Source organism: Zhongshania borealis (assembly GCF_039539625.1).
GTDB classification, from domain to species: Bacteria; Pseudomonadota; Gammaproteobacteria; order Pseudomonadales; family Spongiibacteraceae; genus Spongiibacter; species Spongiibacter borealis.
Window position 1 is genome coordinate 47,930 of record NZ_BAABDM010000007.1, and the last position, 26,173, is coordinate 74,102.

The following is a 26,173-nucleotide window of genomic DNA, read 5'->3' on the forward strand; positions in this document are numbered from 1 at the left end:
AGCTTATCTTGCCTTCTGTTTAAAGCTTATATTTGTTGAGCCATAGCCAATTAGCTCCATGGTAAACTTGTCGCCGGCCTTGGCGGGCTCGAGCGGCACCACTGAACCTGACAGTATAATTTCACCCGCTTTGAAGCTGGTGCCAAATTCGCCGAGAGTGTTAGCGAGCCATGCCACCGCAGTGAGTGGGTTGCCTTGCACTGCTGAACCGAGGCCTTCACTCACAAAGTCCCCATTTTTGTGCATGACGATTTTTAAGTTGGCGAGATCAATTCCCGCGGGATCTATACGCTCGTCTCCCAAGGCATAAAATCCGCAAGACGCGTTATCAGCAATGGTGTCTTGGATTTTTATATGCCAGTTGGTAATTCGTGAATCTACGATTTCAAAGCAGGGGATGATGTACTCAGTGGCTGCCAGTACGTCCTGCTCACTTACCCCCGGTCCCTGCAGGTCGCTTTTAAGTTGGAACGCGATTTCCGCTTCGACCTGAGGTTGAACTAGGACGTTTTCGATATCTATCTCTGTACCGTTTGGCAGGGCCATGGCGCTCGTCAGAAATCCGAAGTCTGGTTGAAATACCCCTAGCATCTTCTGAACACTAGCGGATGTGACGCCTATCTTCTTGCCAATAATGGTTTCGCCGTTCTTGTCGAGTCGCGCCTGAATAAATGCCCGTGATATGTGATATGCGTCGTCAATGCTTATATCGGGGAAGCGTTCGGTAAAAGGCAGAATGGATGTGCATGTCGTCATCGCATCGAACAGTTCTTGAGAAAGCTCTAGTCGTTGCTGATTTGTCAAACTCATGAAGTCCCCGTCGAGGTGTTGTCGCAAATAACGCTGCGTCGATTCAAATATTAATGAACGCGTAATCGCATAAGTCGCAGACCCAAAAAAAGTAACGAAGCTGCGCGTCAGCAATATTGGTTGTTCATGATAGGAGTGGGGCGAACTCATCTTAAACTCGCATTCCGCACGTCTTGGGGCGTCAAATGCGAGCACAAAGTAAGTACTACTTATATGTGTGGGTATGCCATTGTGAATGGCAGATTTGGTCGGAAGTTAATTTCCCATAGGACAAGCTCTTCGATATAGCCGGCGCGCTGATATCAGAGTAAATAACAAGGCTTTTGTATGAATGATACTGCTTTTCGAGACGCGCTGGGCCATTTTGCGACAGGAGTTACTATCGTCACCTCGTCGAGTAAAGGTGGTCGTGTAGGGTTAACCGCAAATAGTTTTAACTCTGTCTCTTTAGATCCACCACTAGTTTTGTGGAGTTTAAGTAAAACGTCAAACTGTTTAGCGACAATTTCTGCGAGCGGCTACTTTGCTGTTCATATTCTTGCTTACGACCAAATCGAACTATCGAAGAGTTTTGCGAAGAAAAGCACCCAAAAATTTGATGGGCTTGCCTGCGAGGAAGGCGTCGGCGGGTCACCACTCATTTCTGGTTGCTCGGCGGTATTTCAATGCAAGGTGTTAACTCAATACGAGGGAGGCGACCATATAATATTTGTCGGCGAGGTGTTGGAATACGAAGGCTCGGATAAGGCGCCGTTGTTATTCCACAAAGGTAAGTTTCACAGTGGTGAAGTGCTGCAAATACCTGATTCCCCCAAGGTTGACTCAATCGCGAATCAAGTGGGCTTTACTGAGGATTTTTTTCCCTACCTAATGGCGCGAGCTCACTTTCAGCTCAATGAGCCAATAAAAGATGTGGTCAAAAGTTCAGGCATTGATGAGGATGATTACTTCATCATTTTACTGTTGTCCATTGGCGAAGGTCGGACTATTCAGAATATATCAAGATGCTTAGAGCATACCAATCATCACCCAACCAACGAAAAAATTGCAGAAATGCACGAACGCGGCCTAATTACCATTAAGAACGGAAAAGGCGGCGACAGGATTTATCTGTCCCGAGATGGAGCTCAGATTACTGAGAAGCTGCTTGCCGCGTCAAAGGAAGTGGAGCAAAAGTTGCGAAGTCACTTTGTGTCAAATGAAGTCGACTCCCTGAAGTCGATACTGAAAAAAGTGATCTTAAGAACTGACCCGGGAATTCCCAATTTGTGGGATGTTGAAGATTAGGTGCAGTAAGGAAAAATAAAACACGAATTGGCCTAGTACGCTGCATTTTAGTCGGCAATAGACATGTGGCCGGTAAAGTATAAGCAAGCAATACAAGGTAAATAGCGGAGTTTAGAGTAATGATTAAAGAGCAGATTGCACCGATCAAGATTATAGCGGCGCCAATAGAAGACCGCTATGCGCGGGGGTGGCACTATTTTGGTCTACCTGCAGAGATAACTAATCAGCCAAAGCCGATAGTTGGTTTTGGCACAAGACTTGTAGCGTATCGAGGTGACGATGGCGAGGTCTATGTTCTCGACGGGTACTGTCCGCACATGGGGGCAGAGCTAAGTAGGGGGTGCGTAGAGGGAAATTCAATTCGTTGCCCATTCCATGACTGGCGCTGGGGAGCAGATGGCTTCTGTGACGACATACCCTACGCTAAGCGAATACCACCTAAGGCTAGAATTAAAAGTTGGTCTGTTTTAGAGGTGAATGGTCAATTGTTTATATGGCATGACCCTGAAGATAGTCAGCCGTCAGACGATATTACTATTCCAAACTTGGAGGTTTGTGATGCCGATGAGTGGAGTGAGTGGGTAGTACGTCGAACTAATATTTCGACAAACTGCCGTGAGCTAATAGATAACGTGTCAGATAAAGCACATTTTGGTTCAATTCATCATTCCGCAGCGGCTGAATTTACAAATGTATTTGAAGGACATATTGCTACTCAGATTATGCGTGGCATCAATGATGAGAGGAGCGAGTTTGACGCTTCGGCGGAGATGATATCTGTCGCCACGTACTACGGGCCTGCTGTCATGTACGTTGATATGAAGCAGACGATCCAAGGTCAGCACGTTGAGTCGATATGGATGAATGCGCACATGCCGATCGATACCGATAGTTTTGAACTTTTTTTCGGCGTTAAGATTAAAAAAATTGCAGGAATGAGCGAGGCAGAAGGTAAAGCCTTTCTCGAAGCGTACGTAGACGCCTCTCAGCGAGCCTTTGATGAAGATGTAGCGATTTGGGAGAACAAAACGCGCGTTGATAATCCGGTGCTCTGCGACGGTGACGGACCAATCAATATGTTAAGGCAGTGGTATCAACAGTTCTATGTAAATAAGGCGGATGTCCCCACTAAGTGGCAGTCTCGACGAGAAATAAAAGTCTAGATTCGAGGTGGGATAAAGACCTTTTAGTTTATCTGAATTTTGACGTACGAGATAAAGTTTATACATGACATCTCGGCGTTGTTGTAAAAAATGGTGGTGTTAATGAGCGTTCAATATGCTTCTGATGTAGAAGTTCCGACCTGTGACGAGCTTGTCGCTAGGGCAAAAGAAATTGCGAAGGTATTAAAAGAGCGTAGCTATCAGGCCAACGAGTCTCGTAACGTGTCCGATGAGACTGTCCGTGCAATGAGTGAGGCAGGCCTATTTCGTATTTTACAGCCCAAGCGTTGGAATGGCTTTGAGATGCATCCCAATACATTTTTTAAAGTGCAGATGGCGCTGGCCGAAGCCTGTATGTCTACCGCCTGGATTTACGGTGTTATCGGTGTACACCCCTATCAGTTGGCTTTGTTTGACGACCGAGCGCAGCAGGAGGTATGGGGTGACGATGACAGTGTATTAGTATCCTCGACTTACCAGCCAGTGGCTAAAATTAAGTTAGTCGAGGGTGGCTATAGAATTAGTGGCCGATGGTCGTTCTCCAGTGGTTGTACCCACTGCGATTGGGTGTTATTAGGCGGGATGATTCCCCCGGATCTAAGCGAAGCTGGCGCTCCTGACATGCGTACCTTTCTGCTCCCGCGCAGTGATTATCAGATCATTGAAAATTGGGATGTCTTAGGTCTACGTGCCACAGGTAGCAACGATATATTAGTTGAGGACGTGTTTGTTCCAGAGTACCGCACTCATAAAGCGCTGGATGGTTTTTTATGTCAAAGCCCTGGTAATGACGTTAACAAAGCTCCGCTTTATCGCATACCGTGGGCTCAGTTATTTGTGCGTTCGGTATCAACAGGGGCGATTGGTGCCGCAGAGGGCGCGCTTAGTGAATACCTAAAGATTGCTGCCAAGCGTATGCCCTCCTTTTCTGAGAAAGGAACGGTACACGATCCCATTGCTCAAACCATAGTCGCGGATGCTGTAGTTGCTATTAACGAGCTTAAACAAACGCTTTTTTGCAATATGAATGACCTATACGACGCGGCGCACGAGGATCGTATGTTATCAATCGATGATCGAGTTAAGTATCGTTACGATTCCGCCGTAGTGGTGGATCGCTGCCTTGAGATTGTGACCAAGCTGCAGCATAACTTGGGTGGGCGCGGCATCTATATGAATAATCCTGTTGCGCGGTATTTTCTAGATCTAAATGCCGCGAGGGCACATGTCGCGAATACCCCAAGTAAATTTGCTTATAACCTGGGTGCGGTGCGACTTGGCTTAGATAATCAGGATTTCTTTATCTAATTGGACATATAAGATAGGTGAAATGAATGAGTTTGCCGGAAGGTAAGTTTTGCGAAATAGATAATGATCTAAGCATTCATTATCACGAAGAGGGGGCGGGCTCCGTCTTGGTTTTCATTCATGGTAGCGGGCCAGGTGCGAGCGGTTACAGCAACTTTAAACTTAATTACCCAGCAATGGCGGATGCTGGTTATCGAGTTATTGTACCCGATCTGATTGGGTACGGATTTTCAAGTAAACCCTCTGATCGCGAGTATCATTTAGAGTTCTTTTCTGATTGTCTTATGTCATTGCTGGACAAGCTCGGCGTAGATGATTGCGTTCTTATTGGTAACTCCTTGGGAGGTGCTATCGCGATTAGTTTGTCTTTGCGTTTTCCGGAGAGAGTCAATAAGTTGATTTTGATGGCACCCGGAGGAATTGAAGATATTTCGGTGTATATGGGTATGAGAGGTATCCAGGCAATGATGTCTGGGTTTCTTAGTGATGAGAAGCTGACTCCAGACGGACTTAAAAATTTACTGGAACTGCAGCTATTTGCTCCAGATACGATGCAAGATTTGCTAGAGCAAGCTGTGTCTGAGCGGTTTCCGGTAATGGAGCAGCAACCTGCCGAGGTGCTTAGTACCCTAAAAGTGCCGGATCAGACGGAAGCACTGTCGCAGATTGCGTGCCCGATACTAGGATTCTGGGGTATGAACGATCTGTTTTGCCCTCCTAGCGGAGCGATGAAAATACTTGATCGCTGCAATAACACTCGATTTCAGCTGTTAACCGAATGTGGACATTGGGTGATGGTTGAGTATCCCGAGCTATTTAATAGAGAGTGTTTAGCCTTCTTGGCGGAATAGCCAAGTCTTATTGGACAATATTTTAAATCTCAATTTACTTAATCGCAAGATGCTGTATGTCGATAGGAAATAAAATCAATGACGCGTTTTAGCGGAAAAGTTGTTTTAGTGACGGGTGCGGCCCGGGGTATAGGCTGGGCGGCGGCTGAGCTATTTGCTCGTGAAGGTGGCCGCGTGATTGCTACCGACTACAGTATTGACACAGCGGTAGCGCCAATAGCCGAATTAGTTGAGAAAGGTTTGCTCATTGAGGCAGGCATGCTTGATGTTACCCAGGAGACCGATTGGGATAGAGTAGTTGATGACGTGATCAAGCGTTATGGGCAGTTAGATGTGGTGGTTAATAATGCAGGTATGGTGCTGACGGGATCTGCCGAGGACGCCAGCCTTGAAGATTGGCGTAAAATTATGTCGGTTAATATCGATGGTGTATTTATCGGTACACGCAAGGCTATTTCGGTGATGAAAAGACGGAGTGGCGCAATTGTTAATATAGCCTCTATATCAGGTAACGTCGGTGATTCACTGCTGGCTGCTTACAATGCCTCCAAAGGTGGCGTTCGAATGTTTACTAAATCAGCGGCGCTGCACTGTGCTGATCAAGGCTACAATATTCGGGTTAACTCGGTTCACCCCGGACATACTATGACGAGACTTGTACAAGACGTGATCGATGGAATGTCGGAAGAAGAGTGTAGCGGCTTTATGGAGAAGATGAGCGGTATGATTCCGATGAAGCGACCAGCTGAACCTGTCGAAATAGCCAAGCCAATTCTATTTCTAGCCAGCGATGATGCGAGCTATATGACAGGAAGTGAGTTGATTGTCGATGGTGGTTACACAGCTCGGTGAATTAAAATTTGTAGATGGAGTCTTGTGGATTTGTTCAAATAGAATGGCAGTTCTTCAAACTCACCTGTAATGTAAGCGGCCCATTTCTAACTTATCAATCCGTAATTGTTGATTTACATTTAATTTTGAACCAATTATCGTAAATAATTGCAGGATGACCTGACTCACGTCAAGGCACAAAGACACAGTGCGTTCAATCGGTTAAGCGTATTAGGAAGGTGTTACTCTTCCGTGCAACTAGCGGGTCAATTTGAGTCGCAAATCTACACGGAGTCCTTCCCTTGGATCTACTACGCTGTATTATCCCCCTTTTGAAACCGGTATCAGCGCGCCAGATATGGAGTGCGCAGCCGATGAAGATAAGAAAAGAATTACGTCGGCAATGGCGTCAGGTGTTACCCAGCTATTTGCGTCGGCATCTGGCATTGCTGTCCGGTTGGCTTTTGTATCGATAGTGCTAGGTAATATTGCATTTACCGTTGTACTTGAGGTGGATAGTTCTTTAGCGAGTGATTCGGTAAATCTATGTATGCTGGATTTAGATGCGGCATAAGCGCCCATGCCAGCATCAGCTGATAGCGCGGCGATGGCGCCAATATTGATAATTCGACCGGACCGACTTTGTTGTATTTCTGGCAGTGCGGCTTTGGTCATTGATACTGCGGTGAGTAAATTCATTCCGAACATACGCTCCCAGTCCGACAGTTCACTGTTGTCTAGGTTTCCCCAGTAGAATCCGCCGGCGATATTGACAAGTACATCGATGCCCCCAAAGGTGTTTTTTGCCGTGCTTGCGACTTTCTCGCAATCTAGCGGCTTAGTGAGGTCTATGCCGGCGAGATCTAGCGTGTGATCAATGGTGGTGGCAGGGGAGGAGGCATAGTCTACTCGGCAGACGTTATGGCCATTGCGCGCGAAAGCCTGAGATACCGCCGTCCCTAGCTCGCCAAATCCTCCGGTCACTATGATGTTTAATGGTGTCATTATTTTGCTCCAGTACGTAAGGTGCTTCGCGTTGTTGTGCTAGATTCTTCTAGCTCCGTGATTTGTCGCGCTGATTCGAGAATGGAATCTCTTACATCTCGAGGCGACCAAGCTAAAATGTTCTTTGCTTTGTTTGCGGTGGTGATACGTCTTTGCCCCAATATTTTTGTGGTACTTCTGATTTCTGTGTTGAACATGCCAAATAGTTTGGCCAGAAAGTTTGGTAGCTCAATTTTAGGTGCTTTGTTGTAGCCATTATCACGCAGAATTTTAGCGACATCTTTAAGCCACATTTCCCGTTCCGAGACGATTATGCGTTCGCCATTTGAACGAGTGCTTTTTAATGCAAGTACGTGGGCTTTGGCAACATCGCGAACGTCGACAAAGCCAAAATGCAGTGCGATTGTCGCTGGCGTTGAGCCGTCTATCATTCGTTTAATGATTCCATTTGAAACTCCAATATCGTCGCTCAAAGATGGACCAACTATCATGCTCGGATTGATGACAGTCAGGGCCATCTTGGAATGTTTGTCGCCACTTAAAGCAAATTGCCACGCGGCGCGCTCGGCGATTGTTTTACTTTTAAAGTACGTGGAAACTCTCGCCAGTGTCGGGTCAGTCCAGTCATCTTCGCTGAATAGTTCTAGCCCGCCTCTATTTTCGGTAATTGCACCACAGGATGATGTGAGTACAAGCTTTTTTACCCCCGCGGTGTTGGCGGCACGCATTATTCTTAATGTTCCTGCACTTGCTATGTTTATCCAATGATTTGGGTCCTTGGGTTCGCCAATAAAAAACGGTGATGCAACATGCAGTACATAGTCGCAGTTTTCGACGGCGTCCTTCCATCCAGTGTCTTCGGTAAGGTCGGCTTTGATCAATGAGAGGTTTTCATAACATATGCTGGCGTTCGTCAGTGAATTGCGTATTTCAGCCTCTCTACTTAAAGACCGAACGGTGCCCTTTACTAAATAGCCCTGTGCTAATAATTGCGCAACGCAGTGTAGCCCGACATACCCCGATGCGCCTGTGACCAATACGCATTCCATGTCATCGCCCCTTAATGACTAATTAACGAGAGGAATTCGTTTCGGCTTGCTTGATTAGATTTAAACTCGCCAATCATTGCCGACGTTCGCATAACAGAATTTTGCTTTTGTACGCCGCGCATCATCATGCACATATGTTTAGCTTCGATGATTACGCCAACCCCCAGCGCGTTTGTGACCGACATGATTGAATCCGCTATCTGGGTTGTTAACTGTTCTTGGATTTGCAGTCGTCTTGAGTACAAATCGACGATGCGTGCGATTTTTGATAAACCCAGTACCTGGCCATTTGGAATGTATGCCACGTGCGCCTTGCCAATGAATGGCAGTAGATGATGTTCACAAAGTGAATACAGTTCAATATTGGATACAATAACCATTTCGTTTGAGTCTGCGGTAAATAGTGCGCCGTTGACAACGTCATGCAATGATTTTTCGTAACCTTCGGTAAGGTATTGCATGGCTTTGGCCGCGCGCTGTGGCGTATCGACTAAACCGTTGCGTTGGGGGTCTTCACCGATTGCTTTGATTATTTGTAAGTATGCGTTTTCCATATTTTATTATTACTATTTGTTGTTGAGCAGATTCATAGATCGCCCTGTGGTGACGGGTTGCGAGCTACTGAGACTGACGCAGAATTAGCCGTGCGATATACGTGTGGGGTGATTTAAGATGAATCACCTTGCCGCGCAATCTTTTGCACGGCAAGGTGCAGACGATCTATTTTTTTGGCGGAGCGCCCAATTGTCCTGGCCAGCGACTGCCGCCAATTGTGTCGACAAATGGCCAGAAGGCTTTCGGATCAAGTTCACCAGCAAGCGTGACTTCGCGACTGCGGTATTCGGGCCACCACAGGTGAGAGGAAATCTGCTCACGCAATGGCAGCAAGGTAGCGATTGGGTCCCAGGGACTCTCTAGCAAGGTAAGTTTACCTGTCACCGCTAGCCTGTAGCCGGGCCCGTATTTTCCGTGCACTTTTACTACGTGTGGAGGGAAGTCATAGCCTTCGCCACCACCAACTTGGCGAGAATATTTAGTCCACCATTCAAACCGCTCAGGGTCGCCGTTGATTGGGTCCTCTTCGCCAACAAGCCCCTTAAACTCAAGGAAGGTATAACCTTGGTGGTGGCACCTGGCGGTAACGTCTGGTCCAAGACGGTAGTACTCGGTGGTCGCTGGAAATTTTGGCTGACCATTCATCATTACACTTATATGAATTGCTGCTTCTTGGTCAATTCCGTAGCCAATTGCATATTCCCCGCTCTGGCCTTGGTAGTTGGCATTGACCGTAATCAACACACCGTACTCAGGTTCGCAGTTTACTGGCAGGTTGTATACCGTCAAATTTACGTTTGGTGTTTCGCCAGCATCAATACCTGGCGGCAGTAGTTTAGCGATGGCCTCCTTATCTGTGCGATAAACAATTTTTAACATTGGCCATTGTGCAATCTCGCCGGGTGTTGTTAAGGGGGCATGAGTGGTATTTGTCATGTTTAAAAGGCCTCTTATCAGAGTATTTATTCTTGTGTGAATTTCTTGTTGCTGTGCGCAGTGCGCCGAACATTGAATTGCCACCGTCGCTTTCTATAGACGACGCCGGAAATACTACCACCTGATCTGAGTGGCAATAAGAGATCAAACGTAATATGACTGTTCGCAGCTCGGTGCCAATTAAACGTCAGGGATTGGGCGTTATTTGGCGACAATGTGTTTACAGCAAGTGCTTTACTGTTGTGTCGGGCTCGGGCTAAAGTCCTAGGCTGCTAATGCCGGTGCTTATCGAAAATTGATGATCAAGAATAATAGCGGTTGTGGCGACTCAAAATGGTGCGCCAATGTTGTGCTAGGGTTTAAAGCCTTAATGTAGTTGCATTTAAACCCTTAGAGCTTCGGTGTTGCTGCGCGGATTTCATTTGTCGGTAACTGCTGTTGACGACTACTCTATAAGCAGTATTCGATATTCTGCAAGTTAATAGTACGCTCCGTGGTCGGGTGGCTACTCGAATCCGGAACGCTCATTTAAATAATAATTTAGCTTATGAGGACTAATTGTGGAAAATTTTGACGGATTAACTGCTGTTGTAACTGGGGCGGCCAGTGGTATAGGTCGCGCCCTTGCGGTTAAAGCTGCGAGCCTTGGGATGAATGTTTGCGTCGCCGATATGAACACGGCGGCACTCGATACCTTGGCGGAAGAGCTCCGCCTCGCTGGCGTAGGTGTTTATGCCCAAAAGTTAGATGTGTCGGATTCGGCGGCAGTGAAGCTCTTTGCGGATGAATGTTTCTCGCGGTTTAAATCGATCGAGCTGCTGTTTAACAACGCAGGTATTCTTAGCCTCGGTTGCTGTTGGGAGCAGAGTGTAGAAGATTGGGAACGCTTACTGTCTATTAATGTTATGGGTGTGGTTAACGGGCTTAATGCGTTTCTACCGATCATGGTTGCGGCTGAACGCGAGGCTCATGTTATCAACACGGGCTCCGTTGGTTCTCTGGTGGCGGCGGCGGGTATGGCACAGTACACCGCGTCAAAAATGGCAGTACGTGGGATTACCGAGTGTCTAAGTGTTGAATTGCAATTGCAGGGACTGCCAATTGGCGTTTCACTATTGTGTCCTGGTCCAGTGGCAACGAATATTGCTGAAGGGGTTATCTCTCGGGCACTTGGTGATACAGCTACCCCAGAAATGATCGCAGAGGCGAATGCGGCGACGGTGGCGGGCGATCCTAACTTTATTACCCCAGACATCTGCGCCAATATCGTTTTTGATGCAATAAAAGACAATAAATTTTGGATATTTACGCATCCCTTCAGCGGCTATTACAGGAGTTTGACAAACGCGGTGCTTAATGGCGAGAATCCTAGCTATAGTGATGTAGAGTTTGACTAAAAGTAATGCTGGGAATCGTCCCCAAAAGGAGTCATGTGTCTAAATTTGTTAGTTCTTCAATTGGTAGGTGGGATGGTATCGACGAATTTGTTCAGTCGGTGGCGACGGGTAGTTTTACTGCGGCAGCAGAAAAGCTTGGTGTGTCTAAATCTTACGTTAGTAAGCAGGTTGGCAAACTTGAAGATAGATTAAATGCGCGGTTGCTTCAGCGTTCGACCCGGCAGCTGGCGTTGACTGATGTGGGTGAGGTTTTTTATCAAGAGTGTCTTACACTTTCGCGCCGTTTCGAAAATCTCGAGTCAGTCATATCCGAGATGCAGAATAGCCCAAAGGGCATATTGAAGGTCGCTATAAATTGCCGGTTTGGTGTGCAGTATATGGCCGGCGCCATTGCCTCCTTTGCGCGGCTGCACCCAGAAATGTCGATAACAGTGCATTCCAGTTTCCGGGACGTTGATCTAATTGCTGAAGGATATGATTTAACAATACGTTATGGCGAACTCGAAGATTCGTCTCTTGTGGCGCGAAAATTAGGCGGTTATACCATGAGTTTATATGCCTCACCGGCATATTGGGATGAATACGGTATGCCACTAAATATCGAAGATTTGCAGCATTACAATTCATTGTGCACTCCGGACAGGGTCTGGCATTTTAGTGCCCAACGAGATGTAAATAAGCTTCGTGTGGCTGGTAATTGGATTAGTGAGGACGGTGCAGCGCTTAAGGCTGCCGCAATGGCAGGTATCGGAATTGTTCAGCTTCCCGATTTTTTTGTGGTTAACGAAGTGGCTTCGGGTGAATTGATTCGACTGCCGAGGCCGTGGAATTTTTATTGGCGTACCGCCTGGGCGGTATATTCTGGTAATCAGCATCTTTCGGCAAAAATAAGGTTCTTTATCGATTTCCTATGCAAAAGCATGGTTGGCGAAGCTTGGTTGGATAATAAAAATTTATTTCACAAGTTTTAACGAATCTATAAGTAAATTCTTCATTCGGCATTCATGCTGTGTGAGTTAGTGACGTAAAAAATTGGTGAAACAGCGCTTTATGTTTTACTTAAATTTTTTATTTAAAATTATATATACAATAAAAGAGGAAACACTATGAGTATTGAAGGGTCTTGGGATGTTGTGTTGAATACCCCAATGGGAAAACAGAAAGGAAAGATGAATGTAAGTCTTTCTGGAAGTGATCTGAGTGGTGAGATTCAATCGCCGATGGGAAGTATCCCGATGCGAGAAGGCAAGGTTGATGGTGATAAGGCGACCTGGCTTTGTGGTGTAACTAAGCCGATTTCTATGGATCTTGAATTTGATGTCTTGGTTGACGGTGACGCGTTTACCGGTACTGTAAAGGTCGGTCCAATGGGCAAGAATGCCGTTGAAGGTAAGCGCGCCTCCTAATGCCTTGAGGGGAATATCCGCTCACTAGTACCGCTGGGTGCCTGTTGGCAGGCGCCTAGCGGTTGTCTTATTCCTGCGGACCGCTACGGTGTGTAGGGCTGCAGGCTTAGGGCATTTTCTGGGCAGGCATCAATGCAAAGCTTGCACGCATGACATGCCGAGGGGTTTATGACAAATGCCTGCATACCGCCATGGTTAAATGCCTTAATTTTTCCGATTATTGACAGTTTAGCCCGCTCTTCTTTTGATATTTTCGCGATCTCAAATACATCAAATGGGCATACCATTACACAAGCATCTTTGCCCTCGCAGCGATTTCTGTTGACGATGGGCGCCACTCGTCCAGATAGTTCGCTGCAGGAATCAACTTCGCTCATGGCATTGCTCCAATTGTAGTTTTTGAAATTCGCTCACTATTATGTGTCTGAGCGTTCTCGGGTGATGATTATGCTGTTTTTTTCGCTCCACAAGCCTAGCCGACGAAGCGAGTGCGCGGAAATGAATGCGCCATGATAGTAAAGTACATTTTGTTGATTTCACAATAAATAAAATTGCAGACTGCGATATCTTAAGTGATGTCGATGAGTTTAAAAATGGAAAATTCCGCATTGGCTCCTGTCTAGATTACATTCCAGCTTTATTGGCTCTTGGTTGTGAACAATGTAATTACGTTTAGATTCTTCTCGGCTGTTATCCCCTGCTCTATAGTTTGAGCATGTTGGTGTTAATAGAGAATAATTAAAATGGATCGTTATTTAATCGTATCAACCGATGGTCATGCTGGGCTCCCAATGGAACGCTATCGCGACTATCTTGAATCTAAATATCATGCCGCTTTTGACGAAGCATTGCCTATTCAAAGGGAAAAGACTCGCAAAGCCGAAGAATTCCTGTTGCTCACCGAGTTTAATGACAAATGGCGTGAGCAAGTTGAAGATAATTTGTCTGGCGCATGGGATGGCGCAGTACGTAACAAGGTGATAGACAAAGACGGCGTTGCGGCTGAAGTTTTGTTCCCAGACGGAATTACCGAAATGAACGCGCCGCCATTTGGTGCCGATTTAGGTTTGCGGCCATGGGGTGTTGACCCTGAATTGCAGTGGGCGGGGGCTAGAGCACACAATCGTTGGATGGCGGAGTTCATGAAAGAAGACCCAATTCGTCGAATTGGCGTTGCTATTGTGTTGATGCTCTATGATGTGGATGAGGCTTTAAATGAAATTAAATGGGCCCACAAAAATGGGTTTCGGGGAATTCTAATTCCGCCGCTAATGGGCGATCGAGATGCCTATAATCACCCTAAATATTACCCTATTTGGGAGTACTGCCAGGAGTATGGAATCGTAATTCATACCCATTCAGGTCCTTCACCAGATTATGATTACACGCTGCCTGGTGCTATTGGTGTGTTTGTCACTGAGTTTGCATGGTGGGCGGCCCGTCCGCTGTGGTTTATGATCTTTGGTGGTGTATTTGAGCTCTTTCCACGGCTTAAGTTTGCTTTGACTGAGGTAAGTGAATTTTGGATACCGCATTTGATGGAGCTGATGGATGTGCGGGCATCGGTTAAGCACACATCTGGGAAGCTCGGCGACTTTAGAAGTAACCTCACCATGACGCCAAGTGAGTATTTTAAGCGCAATGTATGGGTAGGGGCGTCGGCCTTGTTTGATGAGGGCTCAACAGCAGTTCGGCATGAGATCGGCATTAATAATGTCATGTGGGGGACTGATTATCCGCACCCTGAAGGAAGCTGGCCGAATACGCACGATAAAATGGTTCGCTATTTAAAAGGTGTTCCGGAGCCCGAGCTTAAGTTGATGCTGAGTAGCAATGCGATTGAATGCTATAACTTAGACGAAACTGAGCTTAATAAAATTGCAGCGCGTATCGGGCCCTTAAAATCGGTATTCGCTTAACAGAAAAATAATAACGACGGAGGGTTGCAGGGTGGCTGAGCGTTTTCCTATGCCAATGCCTTACGGCTGGTTTTGTGTGAGCTTTAGTGATGAGTTGGCGGTTAATGAAGTTAAGAATATTCATTACTTTGAACGCGATATGGTTCTTTTTAGGACTGCATCGGGAAAGCTTGGCTTAACGAGCCCTGTGTGCCCGCATTTAGGTGCACATCTTGGTCACGGTGGTACGGTACAGGGCGAGTCTATACGGTGTCCGTTCCATCACTGGCATTACGACACCGAGGGGGTGATCACACAAATCCCCTATGCGTCGCGTATACCGCCTAAATGGGAAGGTAAGCCATGCTTGCAGTCATTTCCAGTCTGTGAACAAAATGGTGTTATCTGGGCCTGGTATCACCCTAACGGTGCTAAGCCGGAATACGAGGTCATTGAATTAGCTGAAACCAATGATACGAGCTGGGTACAAAATCGACGCTACTTTTGGGAATTTGATTCATGTCCGCAAGAGATTGCAGAGAACGGTGTGGATGTCGCGCACTTTCAGTTTGTACATAAAATGGAAGCCGTGCCGCTAGGCAAAACGGAGTACGACGGCCATATCCGTCGCAGTCTTGTTACTGGCAGTCATATGATTCCTGACGAGAATGGTGAAGTTAAAGAAACCGAGGTAAGTGTCAGTGTGGTACAAAACGGCGCCGGGCAAAAATGGACGCGCTTTAGTGGTGTTGGCGACTATCTTGTGCAGGTGTTGGTGACACCTGTGACGCGGGATAAAGTCGAGGTTCGGTTCTCCTATAGTTACCCAAATCATGAGAAAGGAAGTTATCTAGACAATATTATGGAGTATTCCATTGCAACGACCAATGGGCAGCAAGGTCTTGAAGGTGATATACCGATTTGGCACAACAAATTTCATCTCGTGAAACCGATATTGTGTGATGGCGACGGACCAATTATGCAGTTTAGGAAATACTTTTCCCAATTTTATGATTTTGACATTGCAGAATCCGTAAAAATCGTTTGATTATTATTCTACGAATTATCAACTACTAAACGGTAGATGATATAGAAAATAGTAATGTCGTTAGATAACACGAAAATAAGTACGGTCAGGAGTAAGCCGCGTTCACTGACCATCAATAATAGAAGTGGGAGTTTAACATGACGAGTATGCCAGAAAGTAATTCTGAGTCGACTAAGCGCAGCTTAGGTTCGCCTCGCGCCAATGAGCTACTGGCGCGAGCCAGAGCGCTCCAGCCTGTGCTAAAAGAGCGGGCTGCACAGTGCGCTTTGGATGCCAAGGTGCCGGAAGAAACGATTGCCGATTTTCAAACGGCTGGGTTCTTTAAAATATTGCAATCCGAGGCCTACGGCGGTTACGAAATGGACCCCCAGGTCTATTACTCAGTAGTGATGGAAATTGCTAAGGCATGTATGTCTTCGGCCTGGGTGCTCAGTGTTATCGGTGTTCACAACTGGCAGCTAAATTTGTTTGACCCTGAGGCAGCGAAAGAGGTTTGGGCAACTGATCCTAGTGTATTGATATCGTCTTCGTATGCACCGGTAGGGTTGGTAACTCGTGTTGACGGCGGGTTTATGTTGAGTGGTTGCTGGAGCTTTTCTAGCGGATGTGAGCATTGTGATTGGGTCTACCTCGGTGGCGTCGCGCCGGCAGAGGACGGTTCTTGGGAGATGGAAAATTACAGAACGTTTTTGATTCCAAGAAAGGACTACCAGATCATTAAAAACTGGGATGTTGTGGGCCTAAAAGGTACCGGAAGCCATGACATAGATGTTGATAATGTGTTTGTTCCTGAGCACAGAACACATTTTATGTTTAACGATGTAATAACTAATAAGCACAAGAACAAACCGCCGCTGTATCAATTGCCCTTTATGCAGGTGTTCTCGCGTGCGGTATGTACTGCTACTTTGGGCACCTTAGAAGCGGCGCTAGACGACTATATACACGTTGCTAATAATCGCATAGCCGGACGGGTTATGATGCGCGATGATGCAGATTCTAAACGTATAGCGGCACAAGTGAAGTCTGAAGTCGAATCAATGAAACTGACAATGATAGCCAATTTTGAGGCGATGCTAGACAGCGCTAGAACTGGTGTCGAAATCGGCATGGCTGAGCGTGCTCGGTTTCGCTATGAGAGCGCCAAAGTCGCTGATCGCTGTGTAGCACTGTCTTCAAAGATGCTTAAAGCATCGGGGTCTGGGTCAATACGCAATAAAAGCGCGCTGCTTGCCAAACACCTCGACATGCTGGCCAGTCAGGCACATGTCGCGAATGTCTCCGATTCATTTGAAATAAATCTCGGTGGTGTTTTATTTGGTCACGAAAGCACTGAGCTGGGATTGTAGTGGTGGTGAGCACGCTGGTATTGCTGCTGAAATCGCTATAAAAACGTAATCGATATTATAAAAGGATAATAAAAATGGCTTTGAACGGTGTCTTGCCAGACGAGAATTATGCTATTTGCCCGAACGGCTATCGTATTCATTACATTGATAGGGGTGAAGGCCCTGTTGTGGTGTTTTTGCACGGTTCTGGTCCCGGGGCGAGTGGTCATAGTAATTTCAAGCAGAACTACCTGACTATTGCTGAGCAAGGTTATCGCTGTATTGTCTTGGATTTAATCGGATTTGGCTTCTCTGACAAGCCAGATGATGTTGACCATCCACTGTCTTTTTTTGTGGAATGCGTGAAACAGGCGCTAGATCTAGCCGGCGTTACTGAATGCTTTGTCATCGGTAATTCGCTAGGTGGCGCGGTCGCAACTGGGCTGGCGCTGGAGTACCCAGATCTTGTTAAAAAGTTGGTTCTACTCGCGCCCGGTGGGATGAGTCAGACCGAAGAGTACTTTGCTATGCCAGGCATGCAAAAAATGTTTGAGGTCTATGGCTCTGGCGAACCTATTACACCTGAGATCATGAAGGAATTATTTTCCTTTGGTTTGATGTACAACCCCAAGTATGCGACTGATGAGCTGGTCGCTGAGCGTTTTCAAATTATGGAACTGATGAATGGTCACGTGATGATTACCATGCAGATTCCCTATTTGGCGGAGCGCTTGAAGGAGCTGTCTTGTCCCGTGTTGGCCTTTTGGGGGGCGAACGAACGCATGATGCCAGATAGTGGCATTCTGGCGGTTGCTAAGAATTGTGCCAATCTTAAGTTTGTTATTGTATCTGAGTGCGGTCATTGGGTAATGGTTGAGCATAAGGATCTTTTCAATAAGGAATGCTTGGAATTTTTCGCGGCTTAATATGGTGGACATGCAATGAATATTCGGAGTTTAGGTTACGCATTTATCGAGTCTAAAGATCCCAATGAATGGCGAGTGTTTGGCACCGAGGTCCTCGGCATGATGGATGTGACCGCCGAATATGACGACGAGAATGTTTTTCTTAAAATTGACGAACGGCCATTTCGTTTCGCCGTTTTACCTGGAGCCGAAAATCGCCTGCAATTAATTGGCTTAGAACTATATGATAAAAATGATTTTGAACAGGCTATTGCTGAGTTGGAGTCAAGTGGTACTCACTATAGCAAGGGCTCACCGGCGGAGCTAAAAATGCGCGGGGTTCTCGATTTCATTCGGTTTAATGACCCTGCGGGTAATACTCTGGAATTGTACTATGGCGCTGATCTCGATTACGTAAAATTTGTGTCTCCGCTTGGGATATCGGGTTTTGAGACCGGCATGAATGGTAGCTCTGGATTCGGTCATGCGGTTTTGCCAGCTGTAAATTTAGAGGAAACACACGCTTTTTATAAGGACGTACTTGGCTTTGGTGATTCTGATTATATGCACTTTAAGTTTGGTGATGATCCAGAAGAGCCGGGTTTGGCCTTGAAATTCATGCATGTGAATAATCCTCGCCACCATTCGGTTGCACTCTTCGGCGGCGAGAGTATTGCGGGTTGTATCCACCTCATGCTCGAAGTGAAAACTATAGACGAAGTCGGTGAGTGCCTACAGCGCGTACTGGAACGAGAAATTCCAATAACCTCAACGCTAGGGCGTCATACCAATGACAATATGTTGTCGTTTTACATGATGACGCCAGGTGATTTTCCGCTTGAGTTTGGATGCGATGGCCTGCTGATGGATTGGGAAAACTTTACTCCAACCAAAACTACTTTGCCAAGTCATTGGGGCCACAAGTTTGCATTGTAATGTCGTAGTTAATAATAAAAATTGTGAATGCAACGTTTTAAAGCGCTGCTAGGAATTATTGGGTGAATAATATGCAAGACTTTTCTGGAAAGACGATTGTCGTGACCGGCGGTGCGAGTGGCGTTGGTTTGGCCTTATGTCGGCGCTTTGGCCGCGCGGGCATGAACGTTGTTGTTGCGGATATTGAACAAAAGGCGTTAGACAAAGCGGTTAGTGAGTTGGCGTCTTCAGGTATTACGGCTATCGGCGTGGTTGCAGATGTCACTAACGCCGAATCAGTTGAAAATCTTGCGATTAAGGCATACGAGCAATTTTCTAAGGTTCATATTTTATGTAATAACGCGGGTGTTGGTGTAAAGGAAGCCGACCGGAAAATATGGAATCTCTCGGCCAAGGATTGGAGTTGGGGATACTCGGTAAATGTGATGGGTATCGCGAATGGTATCCGCGCTTTTGTTCCACGAATGCTTGAGTCTGGAGTAGAGGGGCATATCGTTAATACCACCTCCTTTAACGGTGGGTGTATTGCATTTCCAACAACGCCAATCTATGCATCCTCTAAGGCGGCGGTGACAAGTCTTACTGAGGTGCTGTATGCCCAGTTAGCGAAGGAGTCCAAAAAGCTTAAGGTTCATTTATTGTTTCCTGGCCCGCATATGGTTAATACCCAGATTCTCGCCTCACAGCGCAATCGTCAGGCGGAGTTTCAAGATGAAGTGAAGGTAGAAGACTATATGACAATGGAGGATCTGAAAAAATCGGCACTCGGCGCAAATATTGAATTCAAGCTCACCGAGCCCGAAGAAGTCGCAGATGCGTGTTACGACGGTATTTGCGATGACAAATTTTGGATCAGACCCTACCTGGAAGACCATCAGCAGATGATTAGTGCGCGCTGTGACACCTTGATAAAGAACCTTAATCCGGTAGTGATGTAATGTCGGATAGTGCTAGGTCTCTAGGCGATTGTATTTGAAAAGCATGCTGGCTTTGAGCCGGTATGGGCCTAGTTGGTGCGGTGGTTTTGTGGAACAGTCCTTGAGGGGAATTTGTTGATATATCGAGCTCTACGACACGGTCTGCGTCTACATGTGCTTATGGCGTTGCTATGTGCTAGTCATGTATACGCAGCAGTGCCGCAGCAGCCTAATTTTATTGTTATTGTTGCCGATGATATGGGCTGGTCTGATATTGGCGCCTTTGGCAGCGAAATTCGCACTCCCACCATTGATGCCTTGGCGGAAAGCGGCGTCACAATGACGAATTTTTACGTGGGGCCAACCTGCTCTCCTACTCGTGCAATGCTTATGACCGGTGTCGATAGCCATCTAGCTGGCCTCGGGACGATGGAAGGCGTTCAGTCAGAAAACCAATTACACTCTGACGCATATCTAGGCCAGCTGCGCGACGATGTCGTTACTATCGCGGAGGCCCTAAAGGCGTCTGGCTACACTACCTTGATGAGCGGTAAGTGGCATTTGGCCAAAGAGCCAAACCAGTATCCTAGTAATCGTGGCTTTGACCGCTCCTTCTCGTTAATAGAGGGTGGCGCTAGTCATTTCAGTGATGCCGCACCCTTGTATCGTATAGATAAAGCGAGCTATCTGGAGGACGGTCGCCGGGTAAAATTACCCGCCGATTTCTATTCTTCTAAAGCATACACCGACAAAATGCTTGGCTATTTAGCTGAGCTTGACGCGCAAACCCCTTTCTTTGCCTATGTCGCTTACACTGCGCCACATGATCCACTGCAAGTACCCGATGATTGGTTAGATAAATACGCTGGTGTGTATGACGAGGGACCCGCGGCGCTCCGGGCGATGCGTGCGCATAAGCTAACAAAGCGAAAATTGATTCCGCGTGGTAGCGAAGTGTGGACACCGCCGACTTTTCCTAAGTTTTTGCCGACCTATATCAAGCCCTGGTCGATGATGGATGAACTAGAGCGTGAAACATCGAGTAAACCGATGGAGATCTACGCTGCGATGGTCGAATATATGGATGAGCAGATTCAACGCTTAATCGATGATTTGGCGCGTAGCGGACGTTTAGAAAACACCTTTATAGTTTTTCTCTCCGACAATGGCGCTAACGGTGCGACGCCGCTATCGTACCCCGGAAACACCCGTGACTGGTATTTAAACGAGTACGCACAGAGCCTTGATCAACAAGGCCGACGTGGCTCCCACAGTTATTTAGGCAGAGAGTGGGCGGCGGTTTCTGCATCACCTTTTAAATTGTATAAGGGTGCCATTGCTGAAGGCGGTATACGTTCACCTCTTATTGTTCGTGGCCCCTCGCTCGGAAAAAATACAATATCCAAGCAGGTCTCACATATTACTGATTTGACGGCAACACTGTATGCGCTGGCGGGTATCGACACGGAGGCAAGCGCAGTCTTTGCCGATAAAATTCGCCCGGAAGGGCGGTCACTGTTAGAAAATTGGCGGGATCCTAAGAAAGAAGTTAGTCGGACTTTCGCTACGGAACTTTTTGGCCATGGTGCGGTAGTGTCAGACCGTTGGAAGGCGACCAATATGCGGCCGCCTTTGGGAACCGGAAAATGGGAACTGTATGATCTGAACCATGACCCTAGTGAAGTCCATAATATTGCCGCGGAAAATCCAGAAAAATTAAATGAGTTGATCGATTTTTATCGAGGCTACCAGCGGCGTGTTGGAGTGATTCCCCCTAACCCTGCAATATCAGTGTCGCTAGGCGATTTATTTACTAGCGAATGTAACTGGTATTGCCAAACAGTAACTGACATTGTCGATTTTATTATTGCCTTGTGGGTGCGCTTTTCTGTGAGCCAAGAGTGAGAAATAAAAAAATAGCTGATGCCACGGCGTCGGCGGAGACACCTACAGTGAGTAAAGCAGTGGTCGATAAAGATATTGATGCGATGCTAACGGACTCGCTCTCGGCTGAAACTAACGCAAGAACCCGTCATTCTAAATTGTATTCAATATTACGACCGTTCTTTTTGCCGACATTAATTGGTGGCGAGAATATACCGAGTAAGCCGGTACTGCTAGTGGGAAATCATGCGCTATTTGCATTAGATGTTCCCTTGATTCAATCGACCATCCTCCACGAGTCGGGTCGCCTGGTACGAGCGATGGGCGACAAAGTGCTATTTGGCAACGCCACCATGCGTAATATGATGATAAATCAGGGCGGGATATTGGGGCATCCAGACTTATGCGCAGCGATGATGGCATTAGGTAAAGATCTTATGGTATTCCCTGGTGGGTCATATGAAGTTAATAAACCTGCCGTGGAGCGCTACCAACTTAAGTGGAAGGAGCGCTATGGCTTTGTCAGGCTGGCTGCACAGCATGGTTACACGATATTGCCCTTTGCGACGATTGGCCCAGATGAGTTTTACGGTCGCTATATGGAAAGCGAGCAATTGTACCGCTCGGCGCTTGGCAAACTCCTTATAAAACTAGGCTTTCTTGCCGATGGTGGGCGGGCCGATATATTGCCGCCAGTGCCAAAAGGCTTGTTTGGGACGCTGGTCCCTAAGCCACAGCGTTTTTATATGAGTGTTGGTCACCCAATAGACTTAGCGGAGTTGGCCGGGCAGGAACTTGCAAAGGAGCAGCTCTCAGAAATACGCGAGAAAGTAGCAAGCAGTATTGAATCGCAGATACGTGAATTGTTGTTGATTCGAAGCCAGCGGGCTGAGAGCGATAGCTGGCTGCGCCGATTACTAACTCGTTAAGTACTGATCTGCTTGGGCGCGGCTTGGCGGCGAAGGCCGACGATAATGAGCCCTGTGAGCACCATGAACACCGAATATAGCGCCGATGGAATGGCGGCAGTCATGTCATTGAGTATATTGGCTGCGATCATGAATGCCATGGCGCTGTTTTGGATGCCGATTTCAACCAGCATTGTGGTTTGTTCTTTGTCGCGAAGCCGCATGAGCTTAGCGACAGCCGCGCCGCTGAAAATATTAAGGGCAATTAGCAGGGCGACTGCAATTCCCACCGCGGCGAGCGAGGCAAAGATATTCTCCCATTGATTTGCCCATGTAAGTGCCACCAGTAGCAAGAAGAATAGCGATGTGGTCATAACAACAGGGGACTCTAAGCGAGCACTATGATTAGGGTATTTTGTGCGAAGAAACATGCCAGTCGCCAGCGGTAAGACTGTCAGTACGAGTATTTGCCTTGCGACATCAAAGAAGGAAAGCGTAATTATCGTCGCCTGACCGTTAATGAATGGCGATATCAACTGTAACACCAGTGGGATTGAAAGCACCGAGAGAAAACTGGTGATAACGGTTAAGCCGACAGATAGTGCGGCGTCGCCCCTCGCTAGGCGAGTGAGCATATTTGAGGTGATGCCCCCAGGACATGCGGCAATTAATACAAGACCAAGGCAAAGCTCGGGTGGCATTTCAAGCAGTAGGCTAATGACGAATGCGCTTATGGGTAGAAACACCATTTGCATTACTAATATGGTAATGACGGCGCGTGGGCTTACAAGTATCCGATTAAAATCGGATACTTGTAAGCCCAGGCCAATGCTGAACATGATGAGTATAAGACCGACGGGAATTAGGATTTGAGTAAGCATATTGGCGGTATTCTGCTCGTTGTTATTTATGACGCCTTCATATCAGTATTGCATATTTTTCGAGTAATGTGATCTGAGCTGATTGGACGTTTATTGTAAACACTTAAATTACAATACGAGGCTTATTTTGTGGCAGCAAAGTAATTAAACTAATTTTAATAATATAGGCTTAGAAGCCCAAAATAGACGGTTTAATCAAGATGGCAATTGCTCGTATATTCTTTTCGCGGGATGACGGTTATTAGCGTGTTCGAGTACATGGTGAGGAACGCTATTGTTTCCACTTAAGTCATTTCTATGCATTTTGAACGCATTAATAAAATTATAATTATATTTGCCTTTGTGGGTAGTAGAACTTATGAATAATAAAATTTTATTGTCGGTACTCGTCGCTAACGCTGCATTTTCTGGTATTGCATTTTCAGAAGAAACAAAAAAATCGATGCAGATTGAAGAAGTGGTGGTGACGGCTCGAAAGCGGGATGAGAGCTTGCAGGAAGTGCCTGTGGCGGTCACCGCAGTATCTACAGAAGAAATGGCCGCAAACAACATTGCAAATATTGCTGATTTAGCAAAAATTGCTCCGAGTCTAGATCAACGTGAGGGCCGTAAACAGGGGGCATTCTCAATTCGAGGTGTCGGCCAAGTTCGCATTAATGAAGTGCAAGCCGACCCCGGCGTGGCGGTGTATATGGATGGGGTTTTCTTGGCGCGCAATGACAGCCAATTGATCGATACCCTAGCACTGCAAAGCGTGCAGGTGCTTCGTGGACCTCAGGGCACATTATTTGGTAAGAATAGCGTGGGCGGGGCGATCTTGGTTACTACCAAAGATCCGATGGATGCATTTGAAGTTAATATAAATTCTAAGATAGATAGCCTTGGTCAGCGCGATTTTAAAGCGGCATTTGATATTCCGCTCATCGAAGGAAAATTGTATTCAAAACTGACGCTAGGCACGGTACGGTCAGATGGCTATGCCGAGGATGTGGACACCGGCGCTGCCATGGGTGATGACGACAAGATATTGGCCGCATTGCAGTTGCTTTGGGATATTGACGAAGACATGTCCTTAAAAACCATTGCCTATTTCAATAAACAAAATGAGAATATTCCGCCGCATTACTGTCAGCAAGTGACGCTTGATGGCTCCTTAAGTTACGCAAGGGCGCCAGGCCGGACGGAGACGTACAACGAAGCATGTAGCAATGCCGAGGCATTGATTGGAACCGGCAAAGTATCGACGGAGAACTATGGCGGCGAGTTCACCTCTACTGATGCATTATTTGGCGCCACTTTTACCTGGAATACATCGGTCGGGACGATAAAGAGCATTACTTCGTATGTGTTGAAAGGCGACAATTACAGCGATTTTGATTTTGACGCAACTGACCTGCTGGCCATCCGAAATACCACTCATGTTCGCGATCAATTGCGTCGTCAAGGTGTATTTGATGAAGATGGGAGTCGCTATACATTGGGTGAAGAGCTGCAATTCTCTGGTTTGGCCTTCGAGGATAAGCTTTCTTATACCGTCGGCATATTTGGATCTTGGGAGTCGATGGATAAGCAGTTAGAGGGACAGGCGTCAACAAAGGAGGGTTGGATTGGCTTTGAAAGCTTACCCGGGCTGCCATCCCCCGGTATGCTTTGTAGTCTAGGCGGAATTCTCGACGAAGAATGCCTCTATGTGCGCGGAGTGTATAACGCCGCTGTAACCTCTTACGACAACACCTCCTATGCCGTCTTTTCGCAAGCCGCTTACGATATAAGTCAATCTGTTCAGCTAACTGCAGGTCTTCGCTATTCTTATGAAGAACGAAAAATCAACATAATGCAATTCGACGCTGAAACAATACCGCCGATTCTTGGTGTGTCGTTGCCGATTCCGTTGCCGGTGACCATCATGACAGAGACGCAATTTAATATGTTAGAGGGTGTTGAAATTGCCTTGTCGCGTGGTGCAAGTGAGAATGCCGAAGTGGATTTTGAGCGTTTGTCGCCGATGCTGAGTTTGTCATGGAATATTTCAGAAAATATAGAGCTGACTAATGTTGATGCAATGATGACTTATCTTACCGTGAGTGAAGGGTTTAAATCTGGTGGATTTAATGTCCTGCAAGCGGGTATTGGCCACTATAAACCAGAGTATGTCATTAGCACCGAATTAGGGCTAAAGTTAGACGCCTTCGACCGACGTTTACGATTTAATTCGGCAATCTATAATTCTGATTACCGAGATATTCAAGTTGTGGTCGCTGATATACCTTCTTTGGGGGCGCCTGAAATAAGTACTAATAATGCGGGTTTAGCGCAAATGCGAGGCGTTGAGTTTGAGCTGACTTGGCTTCTTCGTGACAGTTTTATTCTAAAGGCTTCAGGAAACTATATCGACGCTGAGTTCCTTGAGTTCGACGACCAAGGTATTGACCCAATCACCGGCGATGTCACGACAGTAGATAGAAGTGCCGAGCCCTTTCCGTTCATCCCCAAATTTGTGTACAACTTGTCGGCTAGGTATACGCTGCTGACATCTGATTTCGGTCAGTTCGATTTAGTGTTAAGCCGTAATGCCCGAGATGATCAATTCATTGGCGGGGATGCGATGGCAGGGCTGGCGCAATTTAGAGACGATGCAACAATTAAAGGCTTTAGTACCTGGTCTTCGCGCATTACCTGGACACCGAGCGATGACGGCAAGCTTGTTGTGGCGCTCTACGGTAATAATTTGACTGATAAAGAATATGTTGCAACAGGGAGTGCGGTCTACTCCGGCTTCGGCAGCAACTCGATCACAATGGGTAAAGAGCGAAATATTGGTCTAGAAGTGAGTTACCGATTTGACTGATTAAAGTAGTACTTACATCTAA

24 protein-coding genes are annotated in these 26,173 nt (G+C 46.7%); 17 read left to right on the plus strand and 7 right to left on the minus strand.

Annotated features, from left to right (window positions below):
* Positions 1-3: 3 nt before the first annotated feature.
* Entirely contained in the window at positions 4-810 is an 807-nt protein-coding gene (locus ABD836_RS15330; protein WP_344937645.1) for a fumarylacetoacetate hydrolase family protein, read from the minus strand.
* Positions 811-1,137: 327 nt separating this feature from the next.
* Here ABD836_RS15330 and ABD836_RS15335 point away from each other — a divergent pair, with 327 nt between their 5' ends.
* The 5 genes from ABD836_RS15335 (at position 1,138) to ABD836_RS15355 (ending at position 6,271) form a co-directional block, all read left to right on the plus strand.
* Entirely contained in the window at positions 1,138-2,097 is a 960-nt protein-coding gene (locus ABD836_RS15335; protein ID WP_344937647.1) for a flavin reductase family protein, read from the plus strand.
* Between the two features lie 119 nt (positions 2,098-2,216).
* Positions 2,217-3,260: a 3-ketosteroid-9-alpha-monooxygenase, oxygenase component gene (locus tag ABD836_RS15340; RefSeq protein WP_344937649.1), complete on the plus strand. Its 1,044-nt coding sequence runs from the start codon at positions 2,217-2,219 to the stop codon at positions 3,258-3,260.
* A gap of 102 nt (positions 3,261-3,362) precedes the next feature.
* Positions 3,363-4,568 carry an acyl-CoA dehydrogenase family protein gene (locus tag ABD836_RS15345; RefSeq protein WP_344937651.1) on the plus strand — a complete coding sequence of 402 codons (1,206 nt, stop codon included), beginning with the start codon at positions 3,363-3,365 and terminating at the stop codon, positions 4,566-4,568.
* A gap of 26 nt (positions 4,569-4,594) precedes the next feature.
* Positions 4,595-5,419 (plus strand): alpha/beta fold hydrolase, encoded by an 825-nt coding sequence (locus ABD836_RS15350; protein WP_344937653.1) that lies wholly within the window; start codon positions 4,595-4,597, stop codon positions 5,417-5,419.
* Positions 5,420-5,497: 78 nt separating this feature from the next.
* Positions 5,498-6,271 carry a glucose 1-dehydrogenase gene (locus ABD836_RS15355; protein WP_344937655.1) on the plus strand — a complete coding sequence of 258 codons (774 nt, stop codon included), beginning with the start codon at positions 5,498-5,500 and terminating at the stop codon, positions 6,269-6,271.
* 300 nt (positions 6,272-6,571) lie between these two features.
* On the opposite strand, the gene ABD836_RS15360 is transcribed toward ABD836_RS15355, so the two are convergent.
* From ABD836_RS15360 to ABD836_RS15375, 4 genes are all read right to left on the minus strand, one after another.
* Positions 6,572-7,255: an SDR family NAD(P)-dependent oxidoreductase gene (locus ABD836_RS15360; protein ID WP_344937657.1), complete on the minus strand. Its 684-nt coding sequence runs from the start codon at positions 7,253-7,255 to the stop codon at positions 6,572-6,574.
* A complete protein-coding gene (locus ABD836_RS15365; RefSeq protein WP_344937659.1) occupies positions 7,255-8,304 on the minus strand; it encodes an SDR family oxidoreductase in 1,050 nt (349 codons plus the stop codon). Before ABD836_RS15365 ends, ABD836_RS15360 begins: the two co-directional genes overlap by 1 nt.
* Before the next feature lie 11 nt (positions 8,305-8,315).
* Positions 8,316-8,858: a GTP cyclohydrolase I FolE gene (folE, locus tag ABD836_RS15370; RefSeq protein WP_344937661.1), complete on the minus strand. Its 543-nt coding sequence runs from the start codon at positions 8,856-8,858 to the stop codon at positions 8,316-8,318.
* A 166-nt stretch (positions 8,859-9,024) separates the two neighbouring features.
* Entirely contained in the window at positions 9,025-9,795 is a 771-nt protein-coding gene (locus ABD836_RS15375; protein ID WP_344937663.1) for an acetoacetate decarboxylase family protein, read from the minus strand.
* Between the two features lie 560 nt (positions 9,796-10,355).
* On the opposite strand from ABD836_RS15375, the gene ABD836_RS15380 reads away from it, so the two are divergent.
* The 3 genes from ABD836_RS15380 to ABD836_RS15390 all read left to right on the plus strand — a co-directional run bounded on the left by ABD836_RS15380 (position 10,356) and on the right by ABD836_RS15390 (position 12,598).
* Complete coding sequence (locus tag ABD836_RS15380; RefSeq protein WP_344937665.1) at positions 10,356-11,192, plus strand: SDR family NAD(P)-dependent oxidoreductase; 837 nt, start codon at positions 10,356-10,358, stop codon at positions 11,190-11,192.
* A gap of 35 nt (positions 11,193-11,227) precedes the next feature.
* On the plus strand, positions 11,228-12,163 hold the full coding sequence (locus ABD836_RS15385) for a LysR family transcriptional regulator (protein WP_344937667.1): 936 nt from the start codon (positions 11,228-11,230) through the stop codon (positions 12,161-12,163).
* Between the two features lie 135 nt (positions 12,164-12,298).
* Positions 12,299-12,598, plus strand: a complete 300-nt coding sequence (locus tag ABD836_RS15390) for a hypothetical protein (RefSeq protein ID WP_344937669.1) — start codon at positions 12,299-12,301, stop codon at positions 12,596-12,598.
* A gap of 83 nt (positions 12,599-12,681) precedes the next feature.
* On the opposite strand, the gene ABD836_RS15395 is transcribed toward ABD836_RS15390, so the two are convergent.
* A complete protein-coding gene (locus tag ABD836_RS15395; RefSeq protein ID WP_344937671.1) occupies positions 12,682-12,975 on the minus strand; it encodes a 4Fe-4S dicluster domain-containing protein in 294 nt (97 codons plus the stop codon).
* 366 nt (positions 12,976-13,341) lie between these two features.
* Here ABD836_RS15395 and ABD836_RS15400 point away from each other — a divergent pair, with 366 nt between their 5' ends.
* The 8 genes from ABD836_RS15400 (at position 13,342) to ABD836_RS15435 (ending at position 22,443) form a co-directional block, all read left to right on the plus strand.
* The gene (locus tag ABD836_RS15400) at positions 13,342-14,517 is read left to right on the plus strand and encodes an amidohydrolase family protein (RefSeq protein ID WP_344937673.1); all 1,176 of its coding nucleotides are present in this window, start codon (positions 13,342-13,344) and stop codon (positions 14,515-14,517) included.
* A gap of 31 nt (positions 14,518-14,548) precedes the next feature.
* Positions 14,549-15,544 (plus strand): Rieske 2Fe-2S domain-containing protein, encoded by a 996-nt coding sequence (locus tag ABD836_RS15405; protein WP_344937675.1) that lies wholly within the window; start codon positions 14,549-14,551, stop codon positions 15,542-15,544.
* Between the two features lie 137 nt (positions 15,545-15,681).
* Positions 15,682-16,893, plus strand: a complete 1,212-nt coding sequence (locus tag ABD836_RS15410; RefSeq protein WP_344937677.1) for an acyl-CoA dehydrogenase family protein — start codon at positions 15,682-15,684, stop codon at positions 16,891-16,893.
* Between the two features lie 74 nt (positions 16,894-16,967).
* On the plus strand, positions 16,968-17,798 hold the full coding sequence (locus ABD836_RS15415; RefSeq protein ID WP_344937679.1) for an alpha/beta fold hydrolase: 831 nt from the start codon (positions 16,968-16,970) through the stop codon (positions 17,796-17,798).
* 15 nt (positions 17,799-17,813) lie between these two features.
* Entirely contained in the window at positions 17,814-18,713 is a 900-nt protein-coding gene (locus tag ABD836_RS15420; protein WP_344937681.1) for a VOC family protein, read from the plus strand.
* 71 nt (positions 18,714-18,784) lie between these two features.
* Positions 18,785-19,651, plus strand: coding sequence for an SDR family NAD(P)-dependent oxidoreductase (locus ABD836_RS15425; RefSeq protein WP_344937848.1), 867 nt, complete (start codon positions 18,785-18,787; stop codon positions 19,649-19,651).
* Positions 19,652-19,765: 114 nt separating this feature from the next.
* The gene (locus ABD836_RS15430; protein WP_344937683.1) at positions 19,766-21,535 is read left to right on the plus strand and encodes an arylsulfatase; all 1,770 of its coding nucleotides are present in this window, start codon (positions 19,766-19,768) and stop codon (positions 21,533-21,535) included.
* Positions 21,532-22,443, plus strand: a complete 912-nt coding sequence (locus tag ABD836_RS15435; RefSeq protein WP_344937685.1) for a lysophospholipid acyltransferase family protein — start codon at positions 21,532-21,534, stop codon at positions 22,441-22,443. Before ABD836_RS15430 ends, ABD836_RS15435 begins: the two co-directional genes overlap by 4 nt.
* Here ABD836_RS15435 and ABD836_RS15440 read toward each other — a convergent pair.
* Positions 22,440-23,303 (minus strand): bile acid:sodium symporter family protein, encoded by an 864-nt coding sequence (locus ABD836_RS15440; protein WP_344937687.1) that lies wholly within the window; start codon positions 23,301-23,303, stop codon positions 22,440-22,442. The two genes, ABD836_RS15435 and ABD836_RS15440, sit on opposite strands and share 4 nt — an antisense overlap.
* Before the next feature lie 358 nt (positions 23,304-23,661).
* Between ABD836_RS15440 and ABD836_RS15445 the strand changes: the two genes are divergently transcribed.
* Positions 23,662-26,151, plus strand: a complete 2,490-nt coding sequence (locus ABD836_RS15445; protein ID WP_344937689.1) for a TonB-dependent receptor — start codon at positions 23,662-23,664, stop codon at positions 26,149-26,151.
* Positions 26,152-26,173: the final 22 nt, after the last annotated feature.

Excerpts from the sequence above, each read along its gene's own strand:
- ABD836_RS15365 (WP_344937659.1), bottom strand. The coding sequence starts at position 8,304 with ATGGAATGCGTATTGGTCACAGGCGCATCGGGGTATGTCGGGCTACAC.
- ABD836_RS15330 (WP_344937645.1), bottom strand. The coding sequence starts at position 810 with ATGAGTTTGACAAATCAGCAACGACTAGAGCTTTCTCAAGAACTGTTC.
- ABD836_RS15360 (WP_344937657.1), bottom strand. The coding sequence starts at position 7,255 with ATGACACCATTAAACATCATAGTGACCGGAGGATTTGGCGAGCTAGGG.
- ABD836_RS15420 (WP_344937681.1), top strand. The coding sequence starts at position 17,814 with ATGAATATTCGGAGTTTAGGTTACGCATTTATCGAGTCTAAAGATCCC.
- ABD836_RS15375 (WP_344937663.1), bottom strand. The coding sequence starts at position 9,795 with ATGACAAATACCACTCATGCCCCCTTAACAACACCCGGCGAGATTGCA.
- ABD836_RS15395 (WP_344937671.1), bottom strand. The coding sequence starts at position 12,975 with ATGAGCGAAGTTGATTCCTGCAGCGAACTATCTGGACGAGTGGCGCCC.
- ABD836_RS15425 (WP_344937848.1), top strand. The coding sequence starts at position 18,785 with ATGCAAGACTTTTCTGGAAAGACGATTGTCGTGACCGGCGGTGCGAGT.
- ABD836_RS15335 (WP_344937647.1), top strand. The coding sequence starts at position 1,138 with ATGAATGATACTGCTTTTCGAGACGCGCTGGGCCATTTTGCGACAGGA.
- ABD836_RS15355 (WP_344937655.1), top strand. The coding sequence starts at position 5,498 with ATGACGCGTTTTAGCGGAAAAGTTGTTTTAGTGACGGGTGCGGCCCGG.
- ABD836_RS15390 (WP_344937669.1), top strand. The coding sequence starts at position 12,299 with ATGAGTATTGAAGGGTCTTGGGATGTTGTGTTGAATACCCCAATGGGA.
- ABD836_RS15415 (WP_344937679.1), top strand. The coding sequence starts at position 16,968 with ATGGCTTTGAACGGTGTCTTGCCAGACGAGAATTATGCTATTTGCCCG.
- ABD836_RS15400 (WP_344937673.1), top strand. The coding sequence starts at position 13,342 with ATGGATCGTTATTTAATCGTATCAACCGATGGTCATGCTGGGCTCCCA.
- ABD836_RS15445 (WP_344937689.1), top strand. The coding sequence starts at position 23,662 with ATGAATAATAAAATTTTATTGTCGGTACTCGTCGCTAACGCTGCATTT.
- ABD836_RS15340 (WP_344937649.1), top strand. The coding sequence starts at position 2,217 with ATGATTAAAGAGCAGATTGCACCGATCAAGATTATAGCGGCGCCAATA.
- ABD836_RS15350 (WP_344937653.1), top strand. The coding sequence starts at position 4,595 with ATGAGTTTGCCGGAAGGTAAGTTTTGCGAAATAGATAATGATCTAAGC.
- ABD836_RS15410 (WP_344937677.1), top strand. The coding sequence starts at position 15,682 with ATGACGAGTATGCCAGAAAGTAATTCTGAGTCGACTAAGCGCAGCTTA.
- ABD836_RS15345 (WP_344937651.1), top strand. The coding sequence starts at position 3,363 with ATGAGCGTTCAATATGCTTCTGATGTAGAAGTTCCGACCTGTGACGAG.
- ABD836_RS15440 (WP_344937687.1), bottom strand. The coding sequence starts at position 23,303 with ATGCTTACTCAAATCCTAATTCCCGTCGGTCTTATACTCATCATGTTC.
- folE (WP_344937661.1), bottom strand. The coding sequence starts at position 8,858 with ATGGAAAACGCATACTTACAAATAATCAAAGCAATCGGTGAAGACCCC.